General features: G+C 62.2%; 17 protein-coding genes. 16 read left to right on the top strand and 1 reads right to left on the bottom strand.

The window, feature by feature from the left end; all coding sequences use genetic code 11:
• The 15 genes from QZ511_RS12250 to QZ511_RS12320 all read left to right on the top strand — a co-directional run.
• Positions 1-754: DUF2339 domain-containing protein (locus tag QZ511_RS12250; protein WP_295802770.1), on the top strand; the 754-nt coding region annotated here is incomplete at its 5' end.
• A gap of 94 nt (positions 755-848) precedes the next feature.
• Positions 849-2,138, top strand: a complete 1,290-nt coding sequence (locus tag QZ511_RS12255; protein WP_295802772.1) for a glutamate-5-semialdehyde dehydrogenase — start codon at positions 849-851, stop codon at positions 2,136-2,138.
• A 110-nt stretch (positions 2,139-2,248) separates the two neighbouring features.
• The gene (gene nadD / locus QZ511_RS12260; RefSeq protein WP_366935654.1) at positions 2,249-2,971 is read left to right on the top strand and encodes a nicotinate-nucleotide adenylyltransferase; all 723 of its coding nucleotides are present in this window, start codon (positions 2,249-2,251) and stop codon (positions 2,969-2,971) included.
• A gap of 30 nt (positions 2,972-3,001) precedes the next feature.
• Complete coding sequence (gene rsfS / locus QZ511_RS12265) at positions 3,002-3,364, top strand: ribosome silencing factor (protein WP_295802774.1); 363 nt, start codon at positions 3,002-3,004, stop codon at positions 3,362-3,364.
• Between the two features lie 19 nt (positions 3,365-3,383).
• Positions 3,384-3,860: a 23S rRNA (pseudouridine(1915)-N(3))-methyltransferase RlmH gene (gene rlmH, locus QZ511_RS12270; RefSeq protein ID WP_295802776.1), complete on the top strand. Its 477-nt coding sequence runs from the start codon at positions 3,384-3,386 to the stop codon at positions 3,858-3,860.
• Between the two features lie 307 nt (positions 3,861-4,167).
• Positions 4,168-6,087, top strand: a complete 1,920-nt coding sequence (mrdA, locus tag QZ511_RS12275; RefSeq protein ID WP_295802777.1) for a penicillin-binding protein 2 — start codon at positions 4,168-4,170, stop codon at positions 6,085-6,087.
• Positions 6,080-7,225: a rod shape-determining protein RodA gene (gene rodA / locus QZ511_RS12280; protein WP_295802779.1), complete on the top strand. Its 1,146-nt coding sequence runs from the start codon at positions 6,080-6,082 to the stop codon at positions 7,223-7,225. The genes mrdA and rodA overlap by 8 nt, the downstream gene beginning before the upstream one ends.
• A 102-nt stretch (positions 7,226-7,327) precedes the next feature.
• Positions 7,328-8,317, top strand: a complete 990-nt coding sequence (gene mltB / locus QZ511_RS12285; RefSeq protein WP_295802781.1) for a lytic murein transglycosylase B — start codon at positions 7,328-7,330, stop codon at positions 8,315-8,317.
• A gap of 156 nt (positions 8,318-8,473) precedes the next feature.
• Entirely contained in the window at positions 8,474-9,370 is an 897-nt protein-coding gene (locus QZ511_RS12290) for a septal ring lytic transglycosylase RlpA family protein (RefSeq protein WP_295802783.1), read from the top strand.
• Positions 9,371-9,490: 120 nt separating this feature from the next.
• On the top strand, positions 9,491-10,639 hold the full coding sequence (locus QZ511_RS12295) for a D-alanyl-D-alanine carboxypeptidase family protein (RefSeq protein WP_295802785.1): 1,149 nt from the start codon (positions 9,491-9,493) through the stop codon (positions 10,637-10,639).
• Positions 10,640-10,939: 300 nt separating this feature from the next.
• Positions 10,940-11,221 (top strand): DUF493 domain-containing protein, encoded by a 282-nt coding sequence (locus QZ511_RS12300; RefSeq protein ID WP_295802786.1) that lies wholly within the window; start codon positions 10,940-10,942, stop codon positions 11,219-11,221.
• Positions 11,221-11,946 carry a lipoyl(octanoyl) transferase LipB gene (gene lipB, locus QZ511_RS12305; RefSeq protein ID WP_295802788.1) on the top strand — a complete coding sequence of 242 codons (726 nt, stop codon included), beginning with the start codon at positions 11,221-11,223 and terminating at the stop codon, positions 11,944-11,946. The genes QZ511_RS12300 and lipB overlap by 1 nt, the downstream gene beginning before the upstream one ends.
• Positions 11,939-12,946 carry a lipoyl synthase gene (gene lipA, locus QZ511_RS12310; protein ID WP_295802790.1) on the top strand — a complete coding sequence of 336 codons (1,008 nt, stop codon included), beginning with the start codon at positions 11,939-11,941 and terminating at the stop codon, positions 12,944-12,946. The genes lipB and lipA overlap by 8 nt, the downstream gene beginning before the upstream one ends.
• Before the next feature lie 266 nt (positions 12,947-13,212).
• Positions 13,213-15,390 carry a prolyl oligopeptidase family serine peptidase gene (locus QZ511_RS12315; protein ID WP_295802793.1) on the top strand — a complete coding sequence of 726 codons (2,178 nt, stop codon included), beginning with the start codon at positions 13,213-13,215 and terminating at the stop codon, positions 15,388-15,390.
• Between the two features lie 478 nt (positions 15,391-15,868).
• A complete protein-coding gene (locus tag QZ511_RS12320) occupies positions 15,869-17,128 on the top strand; it encodes a sugar MFS transporter (protein WP_295802795.1) in 1,260 nt (419 codons plus the stop codon).
• 109 nt (positions 17,129-17,237) lie between these two features.
• On the opposite strand, the gene QZ511_RS12325 is transcribed toward QZ511_RS12320, so the two are convergent.
• Positions 17,238-17,528 carry a DUF1540 domain-containing protein gene (locus QZ511_RS12325; protein WP_295802798.1) on the bottom strand — a complete coding sequence of 97 codons (291 nt, stop codon included), beginning with the start codon at positions 17,526-17,528 and terminating at the stop codon, positions 17,238-17,240.
• 270 nt (positions 17,529-17,798) lie between these two features.
• Between QZ511_RS12325 and QZ511_RS12330 the strand changes: the two genes are divergently transcribed.
• Positions 17,799-20,340: PAS-domain containing protein (locus tag QZ511_RS12330; RefSeq protein ID WP_295802799.1), on the top strand; the 2,542-nt coding region annotated here is incomplete at its 3' end.

Raw genomic sequence — 20,340 nt, forward strand, 5'->3', positions numbered from 1 at the left:
GGCCAGCGCGTGGCCCCTGCTGGTACTGGCGCTGTGGGCGGAGTGTCGCTACTGGCTGTACGGCGGCAATGCTTTCGCGCCGGAGTTCAGCTTTACCGAGGCAGTGGCGAATACCTGGCTGTTCGCGGGGCTGGCGCTGGTCTATTACCGCAAGAGCCTGGTCAGTGACAGCTTCGCCCGCTGGTACGACGGCTACGGCCGGGTGCTGATGCTGGCCGCGACGGTCAACTACGGGTGGATCCTGGTTGCTGTGGCGGAAAGTAACCCCTGGGCCTGGGGCGCTATAGGCAGCCGGCCACTGCTCAACCTGCTGTTGCCGGCATTCGCCGGGCCCGCGCTGCTGGCCTACCTCGCGAGTCGCTGTTACCTGCCCGCCACCCGCAGGGCCGCCGCAGTACTCGCCGCAGTGGCGGGCTTTATCTGGGTGTCGCTGGAAGTGAGGCACCTGTGGCAGGGCAATATCCGCCTGGATCTACCCACCGGCACCGGCGAGCTCTATACCTACTCCGCGGTGTGGCTGGCGCTGGCGGTCGCGGCGATTCTGTGGGGCAGCTGGCGGGGCTGGCGCGCCTGTTACCAGGGCGGAATGGCGGTACTGGCACTGGTGATCGTGAAGCTGTTCCTGGTGGATATGTCCGGTCTCGAGGGGCTGTTGCGGGTCGCCTCTTTTATGGGGCTCGGGCTCGCGTTACTGGGCATTGCCTACCTGCACCAGAAACTCGGTGCCGGCGACAGGCGCGAATCTGCCAGATAGGCCGAATCAAACCGCCCGGTTACGGTATACTGCGCGGCCCGAATTTCCGGGCGGTCATCGGAGGCCGCCCCTGGGTTATCCAAGGAGAGAAGTCGTGAGCAGTGTCAGTGCCGCCGAAACCACGGAAAACGCCACCGTCGCCAGAGTGCAGGCCATGGGCCGCGCCGCCCGCGCTGCCGCCCGTTTGATGGCGCGCGCCGATACCGGCACCAAGAACCGGGCGCTGAAAGCCATAGCCGCAGAGCTGGACGCCCGCCGCGGCGAACTGGCCGCAGCCAATGCCAGAGACATGCAGCAGGGCCGCGACAACGGCCTGGACGCTGCGCTGCTGGACCGCCTGGAACTGAACGACGCTCGTATCGACGGCATGATCGAGGGGCTGAATCAGATCGCGGAACTGGCGGACCCGGTGGGAGAGATCTCCGACCTGAAATACCGCCCCAGCGGCATCCAGCTGGGCAAGATGCGCGTGCCCCTGGGGGTGGTGGGAATCATCTACGAATCCCGCCCCAACGTCACCATCGACGCCGCCAGCCTGTGCCTCAAATCCGGCAACGCCACCATCCTGCGCGGTGGCAGCGAAGCGCTGCACTCCAACGGCGCCATCGCCGCCTGCATCGCCGCCGGCCTCAAGCAGGCCGGGCTGCCGGAAACCGCAGTGCAGGTCGTGGACACCACCGACCGCGCTGCAGTGGGCGCACTGATCACCATGCCCGAATACGTGGATGTGATCGTACCGCGCGGTGGCAAGGGGCTGATCGAGCGCATCAGCCGCGAAGCGCGGGTGCCGGTGATCAAACACCTGGACGGCATCTGCCACGTGTACCTGGACGACCGCGCCGACCCGCAGAAAGCGTTCGACATCGCCCTCAACGCCAAGACCCACAGATATGGCGTGTGCAATGCCATGGAAACCCTGCTGGTAGCGCAAGCCGTTGCCGCAGACTTCCTGCCCAAACTGGCCGCGGCCTATGGTGAAAAAGGCGTGGAACTGCGGGGCTGTGAAAAGACCTGTGCCATCCTGCCCCAGGCCCTCGCGGCCAGCGAAGAGGACTGGGCCACCGAATACCTGGCGCCGGTACTGTCCATCCGCGTGGTCGCGAACATGGATGCGGCGATGGACCACATCGCCCGCTACAGCTCCGGCCACACCGAAGCGATTGTGACCGAAGACTACACCCGCGCGCGGCGCTTCCTCGCTGAGGTGGATTCCAGCTCGGTGATGGTGAACGCCTCCACCCGCTTTGCGGACGGCTTCGAATACGGTCTGGGCGCTGAAATTGGCATCAGCACCGACAAAATCCACGCCCGCGGTCCAGTGGGACTCGAGGGTCTTACCTCGCAGAAGTGGATCGTGTTCGGCGATGGGCAGATTCGAGAGTGAGTCGCTCACTCAACAGACTCTGATGCGAAGGCACTGATACCGGGCAGGTGTTTGCGAGACCTTCACCGCCATGGATGGCGGTGCAGAGCCCCCAGGGACGGGTTTACCGCGTGTCTCGCAAACACCTGCCCGGTAGCAGTGCCGCCACCGATGGTGGCCAGTGCACCGAACTAGCTGGGGATCAAGTGGCACAAAACCTGAAAACCATCGCCCTGTTTGGCGGTACCTTTAACCCGGTGCACTTCGGCCACCTGCGCATGGCGCTGGAACTGAAGGAAGCGCTGGGGTTCGACGAAATGCGCCTGCTGCCATCGCATCAGCCGGCGCATCGGGGCGAGCCGGAAGTCAGTGCCGAAGACCGCTGTGCCATGCTGGCACTGGCGCTGGAAAACTGCCCCGAACTGGTCCTGGACGACCGTGAACTGAAACGGGCAGGGGCCACCTACACCGTGGACACCCTGGAAGAATTACGCAGCGAGCTGGGGGATGACGTCTCCATCAGCTTCTGCATGGGGCTGGACTCCCTGCTCGGCCTGCCGGGCTGGCACCGCTGGGAAAAACTGGTGGCGCTCGCCCACCTGGTGGTGGTCACCCGCCCCGGCTGGCAACTGCCCCGGGAAGGGGAAGTGGCGGAACTGCTGGCGCAGCATCGCGGCGACAGCAGCCACCTGGCCAGCGAAGCCGCCGGGCGAATACTGGTGCGGGAGCAGACCCTGCTGCCCATTTCCGCCACCGCAGTGCGCGAACTGATCAGGCACGGGCGCTCCCCGCGTTTCCTGCTCCCCGAGCGCGTACTCGACTACATTCAAACTCATCAACTCTATCGGAGTTAAAAAGGGCGGATACGCCCTCAATTAGGTGTTATGACTGATATCAAACAAATCGCCGTAAACGCACTGGAAGACCTCAAGGGCCAGGACATCGTCACTCTGGACGTGTCCGAACTCAGTGACGTCATGGATACCCTCATCATCTGTACCGGTACCTCCAGCCGCCAGGTCAAATCCCTCGCGGAAAATGTGGTCGAAGACGGCAAAGAGGCCGGTATCCGCCCCATCGGTGTCGAGGGCATGGAAACCGGCGAATGGGTACTGGTGGATTACGGTGACCTGGTGGTGCACGTCATGCAGGCCCAGGTGCGCGGCTTCTACGAGCTGGAAAAGCTCTGGTCCATGACCCCCAATACCCGCGACAACGCCGACGGCAGCGACCCGCACCAGGACTGATTGCGGTGACCGTTTCCCCATGAAATTGCGCATAATCGCCGCCGGCGGCAAGATGCCCGCCTGGGTGCAGGAGGGCTACAACGAGTACGCCAAGCGCCTGCCGCGGGAACTGACCCTGGAAATAGTCGAGATCCCCCTCGGCAATCGCGGGCAGAAAAACTCCGCCGCGCTGGTGGAAAAGGCCCGCCAGAAAGAGGGCGAGGCCATGCTCGCGGCGCTGGGACCGCGGGACCACGTGGTGGCGCTGGATGTGAAGGGCAAGTCCTGGAGCACCGAGCAGCTGTCGCGGGAACTGGCAGACTGGCAGATGTCCGGAGACAACGTCAGCCTGCTGATCGGCGGCCCCGACGGGCTGTCTCCCGAGTGCCTGGGTCGCGCCCGCCAGCGCTGGTCCCTGTCGGCATTGACCATGCCGCACCCACTGGTCAGGGTGCTGCTGGCGGAACAGCTGTACCGCGCCTGGACCCTGCTTGCGGGGCACCCGTACCACAAATAGCCGCTGATCGCGGCACCCGGCGTGGATATAACGAGCAAACTCCCGGTGAACTCTCCATCGCGCCCCCGGTCTGAATCGGGGGCCGGCGGACATTTCATCGTCCGCCGGCTGCTGGGCACCCGGAAGTAAATGTGCAAACTGCCGAGTCCATCGCGGGAAATCCGCCCGCCGGGTACTCCGCGCGGGGGCAAATTTGTGTACACTTCGTGGTTATTTTTACGCCAACCCGACTATTCGTATCCGTAGGGCGCAGATTAAGCGCCGATAGCGGACAATCGATACTGAATTAGCGCCCGAAACGACATCCATGCCCGAGAACCTGCGCCTTAAAGATCATCACACCGAGCAGCGGCTGTTTCGCAACCGCATGCTGGTGGCCATCTGTGGCGTGGTGGTATTGATCGGGGTACTGATTGCCCGCTTCTATGACCTGCAGGTGGTCAATTACGAAAACTATCGCACCCAGTCGGACCAGAACCGCATCCAGGTGCGGCCGGTGCCCCCCACCCGCGGCCTGATCTACGATCGCAACGGCGAGCTGCTGGCGGACAACCGCCCCAGTTACACCCTGTCCATCGTGCGCGAGCGGGTACAGAAGCTCGACGAAACCCTCGAACTGCTGGGCCGGCTGGTGCGTCTGGACGACAGCGATGTGGAGAAATTCAATCGCCGCCTGCCGCGGCGGCGCCCGTTCGAGCCGGTGCCCCTGCGCTATCGCCTCACCGAGGATGAAATCGCCCGCATCAGCGTCAACGAATTCCGCCTGCCCGGGGTGTCCGTGGAAGCGGAACTGGTGCGCTATTACCCGCAGGGTGAGCTGTTTGCCCACAGCGTAGGCTATGTGGGGCGGATCAACGACCGCGAACTCCAGCAGTTCACCGAGGAAGACGTGCGCCGCTACCGCGGGACCCAGAGTATCGGCAAGGTGGGCCTGGAACGCTCCTACGAAGACCTGCTGCTGGGCGAGGTGGGCTACGAAAACGTGGAAACCAATGCCCGCGGGCGGGTGCTCACGGTGCTCGAGCGGCACGACCCCAAACCCGGCTCCGAACTGACCCTGCACCTGGACGCGAAGCTGCAGGAGGTGGCCACCGATGCCCTGGGCGACAACCGCGGTTCGGTGGTGGCGATCGACGTCAAGACCGGCGGCGTGCTGGCGTTCGTGAGCAAGCCGTCCTTCGACCCCAACCTGTTTGTGACCGGCATCAGCTTCAACGATTATCGCGCCCTCAGCGATTCCCTCGACGTGCCGCTGTTCAACCGCGCACTGCAGGGACAGTATCCGCCGGGTTCCACCATCAAACCGATGATGGGCCTCGGCGGCCTGGTTGCCGGCGTGATCACCGGGGAAACCGAGGTGGCGGACCCGGGCTACTTCAAACTGCCCAACGACCCGCGCATTTACCGCGACTGGAAACGCTGGGGCCACGGCAAGCATATCGACCTGATCCAGGGGCTGGCGCAGAGCTGTGACGTCTACTTCTGGGACATGGCGTCGCGCTGGAATATCGACGGTATGCACGATATCGCCACCCGTTTCGGCCTCGGTGCCAAGACCGGCATCGACCTGCCGGTGGAGCGCCCCGGGCTGTTCCCGTCGCGGGACTGGAAGCGCGGTGCCCGCGGCATGCCCTGGTTCCCGGGGGACAGCCTCAACGCGGTACTGGGCCAGGGCTTTGTGCTGGCAACCCCGCTGCAGCTGGCGGTGATGACCGCCACCATGGCCAACCGTGGCACCCATTACAAACCCCAGGTGGTGATGGCGGTGGACGGCGTCGAGCAGCCGCCGGAAGTGCTGCACCACGTGGAGGCCAAGCCCGAGTACTGGGACCTGGTATTCAAGGGTATGGAAGCCGTGGTCTACAGCCTGCACGGTACCGGCAAGCGCGCCGGCAAAGACCTGGATTTTCGCGTTGCCGGCAAGTCCGGTACCGCCCAGGTGGTGGGTATCGCCCAGGGCGAACGCTACGACTCCGAGGCACTGAAGGAGCGCCACCGGGACCACGCGCTGTTTGTCGCCTTTGCGCCGGTGGATGACCCGCAGATCGCGGTGTCGGTGCTGGTGGAAAATGGCGAAGGCGGCGGTCTGGTCGCCGCGCCGGTCGCGCGGGAAGTGTTTGCCGAGTGGATGTCGCGCCCGGTGGAGGAGACCGTCTGGCAGCCGCCGATGCGCCCGCCGGCGTCACACCCGCAACACGAGTCCCTGGAGGTGAGCGCCCGTGGCTAGTCGCGATTACATGCACCGCCTGCCGGATGCCGGCAGCAGCCTGCGCCGCCCGGCGAGCCTGTCCCGCCGCCTGCATATCGACGTGCCGTTGCTGCTGTTGCTGATGATTCTGGCCGGCGCCGGCCTGGTGATTCTCTACAGCGCCGCCGGTGAAGAAATCCATTACGTGAAACGCCAGTCCGTATTCCTGTGTCTGGCGTTCGTGGGCATGTTCATCGCCGCGCAGATCCCGCTGGAGTTTTACCGGCGCTGGTCGCCGTGGTTTTACATTGCCGGTTGCTGCCTGCTGGTGGCGGTGCTGTTTGTGGGGGTGGGGGCCAAGGGTGCCCAGCGCTGGCTGCAGATTGGCGGTTTTCGTTTTCAGCCGTCCGAAGCGCTGAAACTCGCGGTGCCCATCGCGGTGGCGGCCTACCTGCACAAGCGCACACTGCCGCCGTCGTTCCTGTCCGTACTCGGCGCGCTGGCGATTGTCGGGGTGCCGGCGGCGCTGATCGTGCGCCAGCCGGACCTGGGTACCTCGATCCTGATTGCGGCTTCCGGCCTGTTTGCGCTCTACCTGTCCGGGCTCAGCTGGAAGATGATCGGCAGCGCCGCACTGGCGGCGCTGGTGGCCGCCTGGCCCATGTGGCACTGGGGCCTGCGGGACTACCAGCGCCAGCGCATTCTGACCCTGTTCAATCCGGACGCCGACCGGCTCGGCGCGGGCTGGAACATCTTCCAGTCCAAGGCGGCGATCGGCTCCGGCGGCTGGTACGGCAAGGGCTATATGGAGGGCACCCAGTCGCAGCTGGACTTCCTGCCGGAAAGCCACACCGATTTCATTATTGCGGTGCTGGCGGAAGAGTGGGGTATGCGCGGGGCCCTGCTGTTGCTAACGCTCTACTTATTGATCATCGCCCGGGGCATCTATATTAGTTTTATGGCCCAAAGTGTGTTTGGACGTTTGCTGGCGGGCAGTATCACGCTCACCTTCTTCGTCTATGTGTTCGTGAACATCGGCATGGTGTCGGGCCTGTTGCCGGTTGTGGGTGTACCACTGCCACTGGTGAGCCATGGGGGTACCTCGGTGATTACCCTGATGGCCGGTTTCGGCATACTGATGGCTATCAGTACGGAAAAACGCAGAGTGCTGTTTTAATTTGCTGGATTGGTGCCACTTTTTGGCGCAGTTGCAGTCACAGCTACGAATCGAATCTAATAATTCCAACGGAAGCACTCTATGAGAACAGGAGCGGTTATTTTGAAGTGGACCACAGGATTGTTGGCCGGGCTGGGACTGGTTGTCGCTGCCTGTGCCCAGGAGAAGGGCCACGAAGAAAATGCCCAGGCTCAGGCGTTTGTGGAATACATGGCCACCGAGCACAATTTTAATCGCGATGAATTGCAGGGGCTTATGCGCGAAGCCAAGCGCAAGGACTCCATTCTGAAAGCCATCAAACGCCCGGCGGAAAAGGCCAAGCCCTGGTACGAATACCGCGAAATCTTCCTTACCAGTTCCCGCATTCGCGGCGGAGTGGACTTCTGGGACAAGAACGCAGAAGCGCTGAAAGCCGCACAGGAAAAATACGGCGTGCCGCCGGAGCTGATCGTCGCCATTATCGGTGTGGAAACCCGTTACGGCGGCAACATGGGCAGCTACCGGGTACTGGATGCACTGTCCACCCTGGCGTTCAACTACCCGCGCCGCGCCAAGTTTTTCACCAAGGAACTGGAAAACTACCTGCTGCTGACCCGGGACCAGAATATCGACCCCACCACCCTGAAGGGCTCCTACGCCGGCGCCATGGGCTTCGGCCAGTTTATGCCGTCGAGCTACCGCCATTACGCGGTGGATTTCAACGGCAACGGGCAGGTGGATATCTGGACCGACACCGAAGATGCCATTGGCAGCGTGGCCAACTATTTTGTCGAGCACGGCTGGAAAGCCGGTGAGCCGGTCACCGTGATCACCGAACCCCGTCCCAATGCGGACATGACCGTGGTCAATGACGACCTGAAACCCAGGTGGACCGTGGGCCAGCTGGATGAAAAGGGCTTCCCGACCACTGCCCAGGTGACCAGTGACATGCCCGCCAATGTCTTTTCCCTGGATATGGGGAAGAGCACGCAGTACTGGATCGGACTGAATAATTTTTACGTGATTACCCGCTACAACCACAGCCGCCTGTATGCGATGGCGGTTTATGAGCTGGGGCAGGAGATCATCAAGGCGCGCGGCGGGCGCTCCTGATGAGTTTGCGGCTGGCGTCACCGCCGGTCGCCAAGGGACTGGTTTTTCACTTGACCAATAAAGTAAGTAAGAAAGCAGGCCGGATACCGAAGTAGTCATCCGGCGATATAACACGCGGCTGCGGCCAGTTTTTTGGGCCGGCACCGGGGGGAAACCATGTATAAGAAACTGTTAGCGCTGGGGGCCGCCAGTGCCCTGACATTACTGAGTGCCTGTAGTACTGTGCCCGTCGAGCCCAAAGGGCAGGGCGGCAAGGGCGGTGATATCCCGTTTGACCAGGTGCGCGACAGCGGCCCGGATGCCCCGGTGGACATGCTGGCCACGCCGGAAGTGACCCCGGTGCGCGAGCCCATCGGAGTGGCGGGTAACAAGTCTCCCTATGTGGTGAACGGCGTGCGTTACCGGGTATTGAAAGGCGTGAAAGGCTACCGGGAACGGGGCCAGGCATCCTGGTACGGCACCAAGTTCCACGGTCGCAAAACCGCCAACGGCGAGGTGTATAACATGTACGCCATGTCCGCGGCCCACAAGACCCTGCCCCTGCCGAGCTACGCCAAGGTGACCAACCTGGACAACGGCCGCAGCGTGATTGTCAGAGTCAACGACCGCGGGCCCTTCGTACCGGGCCGCATCATCGACCTGAGCTACACCGCCGCGCAGAAGCTTGGTTATATCGACCGGGGGGTTGCCCGGGTCGTGGTTGAAGCGCTGGATCCGGAAGTATTGCCTTCCGCCACCGAAACCCTGGCGGTAGAAAAGGACGCCGCCGCGCGTCAGGCGCTGCCGCAAGATGCCAGCTTCAAACTGCCGGAAAATACCTATCTGCAGGTTGGCGCATTCAGCTCTTCCTCCCAGGCGGAAGAGGTCCGGGCCCAGCTTGCGGTCGCGTTCGGCTATCCTGTATCCGTCAGTCCGGTAGATAAAGGCGGTAATACCCTGTACCGGGTGCGTATCGGGCCGATCGCCCAGCAGCGGGCACTGGTCGCCCTGCGGGAGTCGGTGGAGAAAAAATCCCTGGGGCAGCCCCAGGTTGTCGTCGACGCGGGCAACTGATCCCGCGAAGATGGAACCGTTATCCGGCGTTGGCGTCTACAAGGGCCGGCGCCGTTGCGCAGAGCCCGGCTGGAGTCGGGTGATTGACACAATATAAATGCAAGGACTAAAGAGATACCCATGTTCAAACGCTTATTTGCCTGCCTCCTCCTGATCCTCTGTTCCAGTGTGGCTCAGGCTGATAAACCGCTGATTCCCGCGCCACCACAACTGGCTGCCACCGCGTATATCCTGATCGACGCCCATACCGGCCAGGTACTGGTGGAGCACGACGCGGACAAGCAGATCCCGCCCGCCAGCCTCACCAAGATGATGACCAGCTACATCGTGTCCGAAGAGCTGGAAAAAGGCGTCATCAAGGAACAGGACCTGGTGAACATCTCGGAAAAAGCCTGGCGCAAGGGCGGCTCCAAAATGTTCGTCAAGGTGGGCGACAAGGTACCGGTGATTGACCTGCTGCGCGGCGTGATCGTGCAGTCCGGCAACGACGCCAGTATCGCACTGGCGGAACATGTTTCCGGCAGCGAAGAAGTATTCGCCGAAGTGATGAACCAGCAGGCCCAGCGCCTGGGCATGAACGACACCAACTTCGTCAACGCCACCGGCTGGCCCGCCGACGGCCATATGACCACCGCCCGCGACCTCAGCAAACTCGCGCGCGCGCTGATCCAGGACCACCCCAGCCACTACGCGCTCTATTCCGAAAAGTACTTCCGCTTCAACGGCATCAACCAGCCCAACCGCAACCGCCTGCTGTGGCGCGACCCCGCGGTTGACGGCATCAAGACCGGTCACACCGAAGAGGCCGGCTACTGCCTGGTGGCCTCCGCGGTGAAGCGCGGCATGCGCCTGATCTCCGTAGTGGTGGGCACCGACAGCGACGAAAAGCGCGCCGCCGAAACCCAGAAACTGCTGGCCTACGGCTTCCGTTACTACCAGACCCACAAGGTATACGGCAGCAACGACGTACTGCAGACCGAACGGGTCTGGGGCGGCAAGAGCGAGACCGTGGGTATCGCCGTGAGCCAGGATGTATTCGTGACCATCCCCCGCGGTGGCGAAGAAAGCATCAAGGCCGACCTGATCATCGACGGCGAGCTGGAAGCCCCCCTGGCCAAGGGCCAGCAGGTGGGCAAAGTAGTGGTGACCCTTGAGGGCGAAACCGTCGCGGATATCCCTGCGGTAGTGGCGGAAGAGGTGGAGAAAGCCGGATTCTTCAAACGTATCTGGGATTCCATCAAACGCTTCGTAATGGGCTTCTTCCAATAGTGGGACGCGGGTTTTCATTACATTGCTTATGTGACTGAACTACCCGCGAAGGTACTGCTACCGGGTGCAGCCTTGTGAGACACGCCGTAAACCCATCCATGGGGGCTCTGCAAAAACATCCTGTTTTTGAAGGTCTCACAAGGCTGCACCCGGTAGCAGTACCGCCACCCAACCTGCTAAAACTTCCCTAATCCCCGCCTCCCTGTCCACTCTGTGATCATCCCTGTATAATCGCCGCCCGGCCGCAATCCCCCGGTATTCCCGGTTTCCAGTCCAGACCTGCGGCCAAGTGAGTGTGGTATGACCCAGGATTCAGAGCAGCAGCCCCCCAAGATCGAATTTCCCTGTGAAGACTACATGGTCAAAGTCGTGCGCGACGCCGATGGCGACGTGCACGAATTCGTCATGGAAGTCATGCGCCGGCACGCCCCGGGGCTGGATGAAGACAAGATGAAGCACAAGCCCAGCCGCAACGGCAAGTTCACCTCCGTGACCTTCTTTATCGTCGCCACCGGTGAACCCCAGCTCAAGGCCCTGTTTGAAGAACTCAAAGCCCACCCGGGCGTGCATATGGTGCTGTAATGGCTGGCGAACAAACGGCGGCGCCGCAACTGGCAATCTGCAACCTCGGCCGGCGCGACTACGAAAGCGTGTGGCGCGCCATGGCCCATTACACCGACACCCGCGGCGACGATGCCCGCGACCAGATCTGGTGTGTCGAACACCCCCCCGTATTTACCCAGGGCCAGGCCGGCAAGGCCGAGCACCTGCTCAACACGGGTGACATTCCCGTGGTGCAGGTAGACCGCGGCGGCCAGGTGACCTACCACGGTCCCGGCCAGCTGGTGGTCTACCCGCTGCTCGACCTGCGCCGCAGCAAAATCGGCGTGCGCGACCTGGTGACCGCGCTGGAAGCCGCCACCGTCGCCATGCTGGAAAAATTCGGCATTAGCGCCGCACCGCGCGCCGATGCCCCCGGGGTCTACCTGACCGAAGGCCCCCGCACCGGCAACAAGATTGCCTCCATCGGCCTGCGGGTCCGTCGCGGCTGCAGCTTCCACGGTATCGCCATCAATATCGACATGGACCTGGGGCCCTTTCTGCGCATCAACCCCTGCGGTTACGCGGGTATGCAGATGGTGCAGATGGCGGAAGTGATCCAGCCAACCCCCGAGTGGGATAAAGTGGCGAAAATTTTTGTAGCGGAGTTGCAGCGCATTCTGCAATTGCCGGCGGCGGAGTGGCAGCCGGTAGACGAGAACCAATTTGCGGTGGCCGACATCGCATCAGGAACCAGTAATGTCTGAACGAGTTGACGGCAACAAACCGGAAATCGCCCCGGTAAAACGCACCCGCCGCCTGCAGCAGGGGGAAAAACTGCGCGATGGCGACAAGGTAGAGCGTATCCCGGTCAAAGTGATCGCCAGCGACCAGGTCCTGCGCAAACCGGACTGGATCCGGGTCAAGGTGCCCTCGGTCAAGGCGTCCAAGGAAGTGGAGCGGATCAAGAGTATTCTGCGCTCGCAGAAACTCGCCACTGTGTGCGAGGAAGCCAGCTGTCCCAACTTGGGCGAGTGCTTCAGCGGCGGCACCGCCACCTTCATGATCATGGGCGAGATCTGTACCCGCCGCTGCCCCTTCTGCGACGTGGGCCACGGCAAGCCGAACCCGCTGGACCCGGAAGAGCCGAAACAACTGGCGGAAGCCATTGCCGCCATGAGCCTGCGTTACGTGGTGATCACCTCCGTGGACCGCGACGACCTGCGCGATGGCGGTGCCCAGCACTTTGCCGACTGCATCAAGCAGTCCCGCGAACTGTCGCCAAACCTGCAGGTAGAAATTCTGACCCCGGACTTCCGCGGTCGCATGGACATCGCGCTGGATATTCTCGAGGCTGAGGCTCCGGATGTGTTCAACCACAACCTGGAAACCGTGCCGCGCCTGTATCGCGAGTCGCGCCCCGGCGCCAACTACAAGTGGTCGCTGAAACTGCTGCAGGAATACAAAAAGCGTCGCCCGGATGTACTCACCAAGTCCGGTCTGATGGTGGGCCTTGGCGAGACCAAGGAAGAGATTTTCGAGGTACTGGACGATATGCGTGCACACGATATCGACATGCTCACCATCGGCCAGTACCTGCAGCCGAGCAAGGAGCACCTGCCGGTGCAGCGCTACGTACACCCGGATGAATTCGAGGAGTACCGCCGCTACGCCGAACAGATCGGCTTCAAGCACGCCGCCTGCGGCCCCATGGTGCGCTCGTCCTATCACGCAGACAAACAGGCCCATGGTGAACAGGTAGGCTGATTGCCTCGCCGGCTATTGCCAACCCTGTCCACACAGTGCCCGGCAGCCTGGCTGACCGGGCACTGTTGTTTTTGATCGAATAAAATGCTTTTGAATCCAGAGATTGTCGATTAATTATCGGCAAAAACTATTTATTGTGGCGGCGAATTTCGTCGTGAAAAATTGACCGCGCTCTCGCTTGCAGTTTGCCTGCCGATTCGGTTTTCTTACCGGTCCCAGTAAATTCGCACATACCGATAACAAGCAAGTAACGAAGAGCAGTTCACATGAAGAAACTTCCCGTTCTGGCTGTGGCCGGTCTGCTGGCCGCCTGTTCCGGAGAATCTCCGGATTCGGGCAAAAATGCAGACGGCGCACAGAGCAGTGCCGCAGTAACCGCCGAGGTAGCCAGCATCCAGTATCCGCAGACCCGCAAAGACGCCGTGGTAGACACCTACTTCGATACCGAAATTGCCGACCCCTACCGCTGGCTGGAAGACGATCGCAGCGCGGAAACCGAAGCCTGGGTACAGGCCCAGAACAAGGTGACCTTCGGCTACCTGGACCAGATCACCTACCGGGAAGCGCTCAAGCAGCGCCTGGAAGAACTGTGGAACTACGAGAAAGTCGGTTCGCCGTTCAAGGAAGGGGACTACACCTACTTCTATCGCAATGACGGCCTGCAGAACCAGTACGTGGTGTGGCGCAAGAAGGGCGACGGCGAAGCGGAAATTTTCCTCGATCCCAACACCTTCAGCGAAGACGGCACCACCTCCCTGTCGACCCTGAAGTTTTCCAAAGACGGCTCCATCGCGGCCTATTCCATTTCCGAGGGCGGCAGCGACTGGCGCAAGATCATCATCATCGATGCGGAAAGCAAAAAGGTACTGGAACAGCCGCTGGTGGACGTGAAGTTCTCCGGTATTTCCTGGAAGGGCAATGAAGGCTTCTACTACTCCAGCTACGACAAGCCGGAGGGCAGCGAGCTGTCGGCCAAGACCGACCAGCACAAGCTGTATTATCACGAGCTGGGCCAGCCCCAGTCCGAAGACCGCCTGGTATTCGGCGGCAAGCCGGAAGAGAAACGCCGCTATGTTTCCGGCAGCGTGACCGAGGACGACCGCTACCTGGTCATTTCCGGAGCGACCTCCACGTCCGGTAACGACCTGTATATCCGCGACCTCACCAGGGCGGATGCACCGCTGGTGCAGATCCTGGGTGACTTCGACTCCGATACCGATGTACTCGACAACCGCGGCAGCACCCTCTATCTGGTGACCAACCGCGGCGCGCCGAACAAGAAGATCGTGACCGTGGATGCCGCCAATCCGGCGGAGGAAAACTGGCAGGACTTCATCGCCGAAACCGACAATGTGCTCACCGCCTCCACCGGTGGTGGTTATATGTTCGCCGAATACATGGTGGACGCGCTGTCGAAGGTCTACCAGTACGACTACGACGGCAAGCAGGTGCGCGAGATCGCACTGCCGGGCCCGGGCAGCGCCAGCTCCCTGGGTGGCAAGCGCGAAGACGAGACCCTGTACTACTCCTTCACCAACTACAAGACGCCGGCGACCATCTTCGCGTTCGACGTGTCCGAGGGTGAATCCAGCGTGTACCGGGAGTCCGGAGCCAAGTTTGACCCGGCGGCCTACGAGTCCCGGCAGGTGTTCTACACCTCAAAGGACGGCACCAAAGTGCCGATGATGATCACCTACAAGAAAGGGCTGGAGCTGAACGGCAACAACCCCACCATCCTGTACGGTTACGGCGGCTTCAATATCAGCCTGACCCCGTCCTTCAGCATCGCCAACGCGGTGTGGCTGGAGCAGGGCGGTGTCTACGCGGTACCAAACCTACGCGGCGGTGGTGAATACGGCAAGCGCTGGCACGATGCGGGCACCAAGCTGCAGAAGCAGAATGTGTTCGACGATTTCATCGCCGCTGGCGAATACCTGATCGAGCAGGGCTACACCTCCAGCGATTACCTGGCGATCCGCGGTGGCTCCAACGGCGGTCTGCTGGTGGGTGCGGTGATGACTCAGCGTCCGGATCTGGTGAAGGTGGCACTGCCGGCGGTGGGCGTGATGGATATGCTGCGCTACCACACGTTTACCGCGGGCGCTGGCTGGGCCTACGACTACGGTACCTCCGAGCAGAGCAAGGAGATGTTCGAGTACCTGCTGGGCTATTCGCCGGTACACAATGTAAAGGCGGGCACTGCCTACCCGGCGACCATGGTGACCACGGCGGATCACGATGACCGTGTGGTACCGGCGCATTCGTTCAAGTTTGCCGCGGAATTACAGGCGAAGCAGGCGGGCGCTGCCCCCACCCTGATCCGCATCGAGACCAACGCCGGTCACGGTGCCGGCACCCCGGTATCCAAGACCATCGAGCAGTATGCTGACCTGTTCAGCTTCACCCTGTTCAATATGGGGGTTACCGAGTTGCCCAAGGGCTGACTCTGACTGTTTCCCTTATTTTAAGAAGCCCGGCATTTGCCGGGCTTTTTTGTGCACTGAATTACTTTTAGTGGCGGTACCACTGCCGGGTATAGCTTTGCGAGACACGCCGTGAACCCATCCCTGGGGGCTCTTCCGCGAGGTCCCTCTCGCGGAAGGTCTCACAAAGCTATACCCGGCAGCGGCACCTTCGCTCCAAACATCTCGCTAGAAATCAGACCTCGCCACGCCCTGATATCCCATTTCCCTAAAGTGGGACGGCACTTCCTAAAGTGGCAACGCCGCACTTCCCGGGCCCGTGATAGCCTCCGTTCGTTAGTGTGCACCGGTGTATCTGCCCGATGAATCCGCGCCTGTGGGAGCGGAATGGCGCAGCCGGTACGTCTTAAACCTGAACAGTATTTCCTGAAGAGAACACCGCAGGCCGGTGCGCTCGACGCGATGATGCAGAAACAATAACTATCATAAGAGGTGAACTATGGCTGGAGTTCAAATGCCAGTGACCGATGCGGGCTCATCCACGGGCGAGGCGGGTAGCAATTTCCGCTTTGCGCTCACAGCACTGACGGTGCTGTTCTTTATGTGGGGCTTCCTGACCTGCCTCAACGATATCCTGATTCCCCACCTGAAAGCGGTATTCGACCTGAGCTATACCCAGGCGATGCTGATCCAGTTCTGTTTCTTTGGTGCCTATTTCACGGTTTCCCTGCCGGCGGGTGCGCTGGTGAAGCGCATCGGCTACCAGAAGGGCATCGTCGGTGGCCTGCTGGTGGCGGCGTTGGGTTGTGCGCTGTTTTACCCGGCGGCGGAGAGCCACGCCTACCCGGTGTTCCTGGGGGCGCTGTTTGTGCTGGCTTCCGGGATCACCCTGCTGCAGGTGTCAGCAAACCCGTATGTGACTGCTCTGGGCGATCCGGCCACGGCTTCCAGTCGCCTGACCATGACCCAGGCGTTCAACTCCCTCGGTACCACGGTGGCACCGTTCTTTGGCGGGGTGCTGATCCTGTCTGCGGCCACCGTGGGTGCCGAGTCCCTGAGTGCTTCCGCGGAAGCCGATGCGGTGAAACTGCCGTACCTGGGCCTGGCGGCAGTGCTGGCGCTGCTGGCGCTGATCTTCAGCCAGCTGAAGCTGCCGAAGATCGATATGCAGGAAGACGCGGCGGTTGCTGCTGAGGGCAGTTCGGTTTGGTCGCACCGGCACCTGGTGCTGGGTGCGGTGGGCATTTTTGTCTATGTGGGCGCTGAGGTGTCCATTGGCAGCTTCCTGGTGAACTTCCTCGGTCTCGACAGTGTGGCGGGGATGGAGGAGGCTCAGGCGGCTCACTACATCGCCTACTACTGGGGCGGAGCCATGGTGGGGCGCTTTATTGGTGCGGTGGTGATGCGCAGCATTTCTCCGGGACTGGTACTGGCATTCAATGCCGCTGCGGTTATTTTGCTGGTTCTCCTCGCGATTGTCGGTTCCGGTGCCCTGGCGATGTGGGCGATCCTGCTGGTGGGGCTGTTCAACTCCATCATGTTCCCCACCATCTTCAGCCTTGCCCTGCAGGGGCTGGGCAAGCAGGCGGGGCAGGCTTCCGGGGTGCTGTGCCTGGCGATCGTGGGCGGTGCCATCGTGCCGGTGATGCAGGGACTGGTGGCGGACTCCGTCGGCCTGCAGATTTCCTTCCTGGTGCCGATCGTCTGTTATGTGTTTATCGCCTACTACGGCTTGAAGGGATCGAAAGTCACTGCCTGAGTACAGGCCGCAGTGCCAGCAACAAATAAAAAAGGGAGGGAAGCTCGGGCTTCCCTCCCTTTTTTTGTGGTGGCATTTTGCCTGCTAATGACTGTTCAGTACTTAATGGTCAGTGGACGTAGGTCAGGCAGTTGACCTTGTCACCGCTGCAGCCCAGCTCGATCTTGTCTGCGGAGCACTCAAAGTCCTCGTTGTGGTTGCAGTCGGTTACCTTGCAGGCACCGACGCCGGCGACCCTTTCGCGTTTGGTGTGGCCGTCGTTGTTGAAGTAGGTGTCGCAATCCGGGTGCTCGCCGTCGCCAATGGTGATGGCGCGGGCGTGGCAGGCGGAGTCGGTGTTGTAGGCACACGCGGTGGCCGCACAGCGGCTGACTTCTGGCATATCGGTGGCAATGATCATGGCGCAGCTCTCATCGGGTTGGGGCATCGGGTAGGGGCATCGACTTGTGGCACTGGATGCTGATCGCAGGACGAAACTCCCGCTTTGAGCCTAGTTCAGCGTCGGCCACAGTCAAAGAAATGGCGGTTATTGCGTTCTTGTGGGCCACGGGTGCCCCTTCGACTATCCGCCAATTGCCCCGCGGGGGCGCGATCGGGTATACAGGGGGTAGAATAATTTGCGCGCCTGACCTGTAGTGCGCCCCGGCGCTGCCCCGGTTCGAGACCCGCTATGATTGGAAAACCCCTGCTGCTGTTTTTTGCCCTGCTGTACGTCGCCGTGCTGTTTCTGGTGGCGTGGCGTGCGGACCAGCGCAAGCACTGGCTGCTGCGTTTCCGGCCGCTGATCTACGGCCTGACCCTGGCGGTCTACTGCAGCTCCTGGACCTTCTTCGGTGCTGTCGGCCAGTCGGTGAGCGACACCTGGAGCTACCTGCCGATCTATCTCGGCCCCATCCTGCTGTTCCTGTTCGGCGGCGGTTTCCTGCGCAAGCTGATGTTGGCCGGGGAGCGGCAGAAAGTCACTTCCATTGCCGACTTTATCGGCTCCCGCTACGGCAAGAGCCGCGGCCTGTCTGCACTGGTGACCCTGCTGGCGATTGTCGGCAGCCTGCCGTATATCGCCTTGCAGCTGCGCGCCGTGACCATGGGTTGGGAGGCCATCGGCAGCGACGCCGGTAGTGAATCCTTCATGAACCTGGATACGGCGCTGGCCACCGCGCTGCTGATGGGGCTGTTTGCGATTCTGTTCGGCACCCGCCATCTGGAGGGGCGCGAACGCAACCGCGGAGTAGTGGCGGCGATCGCGCTGGAATCCCTGGTGAAGCTGTTCGCCTTCGCCGCGGTTGCGGTGCTGGCGCTGTGGCTGCTGGCCAGCGGCAACAGCGGCCTGCCGCGGGAGTACTGGCACTGGCAGCCGCTGGTGCCGGATATCAATTTCATGACCCAGGCGCTGCTGGCCATGGCGGCCGTCATCTGCCTGCCGCGCCAGTTCCATATGGCGGTGGTGGAGTACCAGGACGAACGCGACCTGCACACCGCGCGCTGGCTGTTGCCGGCCTATCTGGCGCTGTTCGCGGTGCTGATCCTGCCCATTGCGCTGGCGGGGCAGCCGCTGGCGGCAATGGGACTCACCGACCCCGACAGCCTGGTGCTGACCCTGCCGCTCAACAGTGGCAACAACGCCCTGACCCTGCTGGCCTATATCGGCGGTTTCTCCGCCGCCACCGGGATGGTGATTGTGGCCGCGGTGACCCTCGCGGTCATGGTCTCCAACGAGCTGGTGGCGCCGGTCTGGCTGTACCTGTCGCGCTATACCCGTCTGACCGCCATCTCCCTCGGTAACCACCTGCGGTTGATCCGCCGGGTCAGCATCCTGCTGCTGATGCTGATGAGCTGGGGCGTGCACCGGGTGATCTCCGGTACCGAAGCGCTGGCCTCCATCGGCCTGCTGTCGTTTGCCGCTGCGGCGCAACTGGCTCCGGCGCTGATTGGCGCCCTGTACTGGCGCCGGGCCCACCGCCGCGGCGTGTGGGCCGGGCTGATTGCCGGCTACGGGTTGTGGGCGTATTGCCTGGTACTGCCCGCGGTATTGCCGGCACACAGTGTGGTCGCCGCGGGTGCCTGGGGCGTCGAGTGGTTGCGGCCCCAGGGACTGTTCGGGCTTGCCGGGCTGGATTCCCTGAGCCACGGGGTGTTCTGGAGCCTGCTGGTTAACCTGACGCTGTTCGTCTCCATCTCCCTGTTGTGCCGGCAGAACGCCGGCGACCGACGCCAGGCGCAGCTGTTTATGCAGCCGGAGTCCGCCGGCGAGGAGGCCGCGGACCTGGTGCCCACCTCGATACATATGGGCCAGGTGCGCAGTCTGCTGGAACCCTTTGTGGGAGGCGCGCGACTGGAAGAGATCTGGAACGAGTTCGAACACCGCAGCCAGCAGCGCCTGCTGCCGGACGATACCGCTCCGCGTTTTGTGGTGGCGGAAGCGGAGCGCATCCTCGCCGGTATCGTCGGTTCCGCCGCGGCGCACCAGGTGGTGGAGTTGCTGCGCAGCAACCGTCCGCTGCAACTTGAGGATATCGCGCGGCTGGTGGACAGCACCTCCCAGCGCCTGCGCTTCAGCCAGGAACTGCTGCAGACCACGGTGGAGACCATCAGCCAGGGGATCAGCGTGGTGGATGCGGATATGCGCCTGGTGGCCTGGAACCAGCACTACCTGGAGCTGTTCGATTACCCCGAGCGGCTGCTGTATATCGGCTGCCCGGTGGCAAACCTGTACCGGCACAACGCCGAGCGCGGTCTCTACGGTGCGCTCGCCAGCGAACAGGAGCTGGAGGCACAGGTTCAGAAGCGCCTCGACCTGTTGCGCCACGGCAGCGCACACCGCTTCGAACGGCGCCTGCCCAGCGGCGCCATTGTCGAGGTGCGCGGAACGCCCATGCCCGGCGGCGGCTTTGTCACCACCTTTACCGATATCAGCGAATACCGCGCGGCGGTGGATGCACTGGAGGAAAACCGTCGCACCCTGGAAGACCGGGTGGAGCAGCGCACCGCCGAGTTGCTGGAAAGCAACCGTGCGCTCAAGGAAGAGAATCTCCGCCGCGCAGCAGTGGAAGCGCAGATCCGCGAATTGCACGGTGCCAAGACCCGCTTTCTCGCCCATACCAGTCACGACCTGTTGCAGCCGATCAATGCCGCACGCCTGTTTATCGCCTCGCTGCAACAAAAGGCGGCAGTGGGTAGCTGGCGGGAAATGGGCGACGATATTCACTATATCG

Origin of the sequence: uncultured Microbulbifer sp. (assembly GCF_913055755.1) — a bacterium.
GTDB lineage: Bacteria > Pseudomonadota > Gammaproteobacteria > Pseudomonadales > Cellvibrionaceae > Microbulbifer.

Excerpts from the sequence above, each read along its gene's own strand:
- rsfS (WP_295802774.1), top strand. The coding sequence starts at position 3,002 with ATGACTGATATCAAACAAATCGCCGTAAACGCACTGGAAGACCTCAAG.
- rlmH (WP_295802776.1), top strand. The coding sequence starts at position 3,384 with ATGAAATTGCGCATAATCGCCGCCGGCGGCAAGATGCCCGCCTGGGTG.
- mrdA (WP_295802777.1), top strand. The coding sequence starts at position 4,168 with ATGCCCGAGAACCTGCGCCTTAAAGATCATCACACCGAGCAGCGGCTG.
- QZ511_RS12290 (WP_295802783.1), top strand. The coding sequence starts at position 8,474 with ATGTATAAGAAACTGTTAGCGCTGGGGGCCGCCAGTGCCCTGACATTA.
- QZ511_RS12295 (WP_295802785.1), top strand. The coding sequence starts at position 9,491 with ATGTTCAAACGCTTATTTGCCTGCCTCCTCCTGATCCTCTGTTCCAGT.
- QZ511_RS12300 (WP_295802786.1), top strand. The coding sequence starts at position 10,940 with ATGACCCAGGATTCAGAGCAGCAGCCCCCCAAGATCGAATTTCCCTGT.
- lipB (WP_295802788.1), top strand. The coding sequence starts at position 11,221 with ATGGCTGGCGAACAAACGGCGGCGCCGCAACTGGCAATCTGCAACCTC.
- lipA (WP_295802790.1), top strand. The coding sequence starts at position 11,939 with ATGTCTGAACGAGTTGACGGCAACAAACCGGAAATCGCCCCGGTAAAA.
- QZ511_RS12315 (WP_295802793.1), top strand. The coding sequence starts at position 13,213 with ATGAAGAAACTTCCCGTTCTGGCTGTGGCCGGTCTGCTGGCCGCCTGT.
- QZ511_RS12320 (WP_295802795.1), top strand. The coding sequence starts at position 15,869 with ATGGCTGGAGTTCAAATGCCAGTGACCGATGCGGGCTCATCCACGGGC.
- QZ511_RS12325 (WP_295802798.1), bottom strand. The coding sequence starts at position 17,528 with ATGATCATTGCCACCGATATGCCAGAAGTCAGCCGCTGTGCGGCCACC.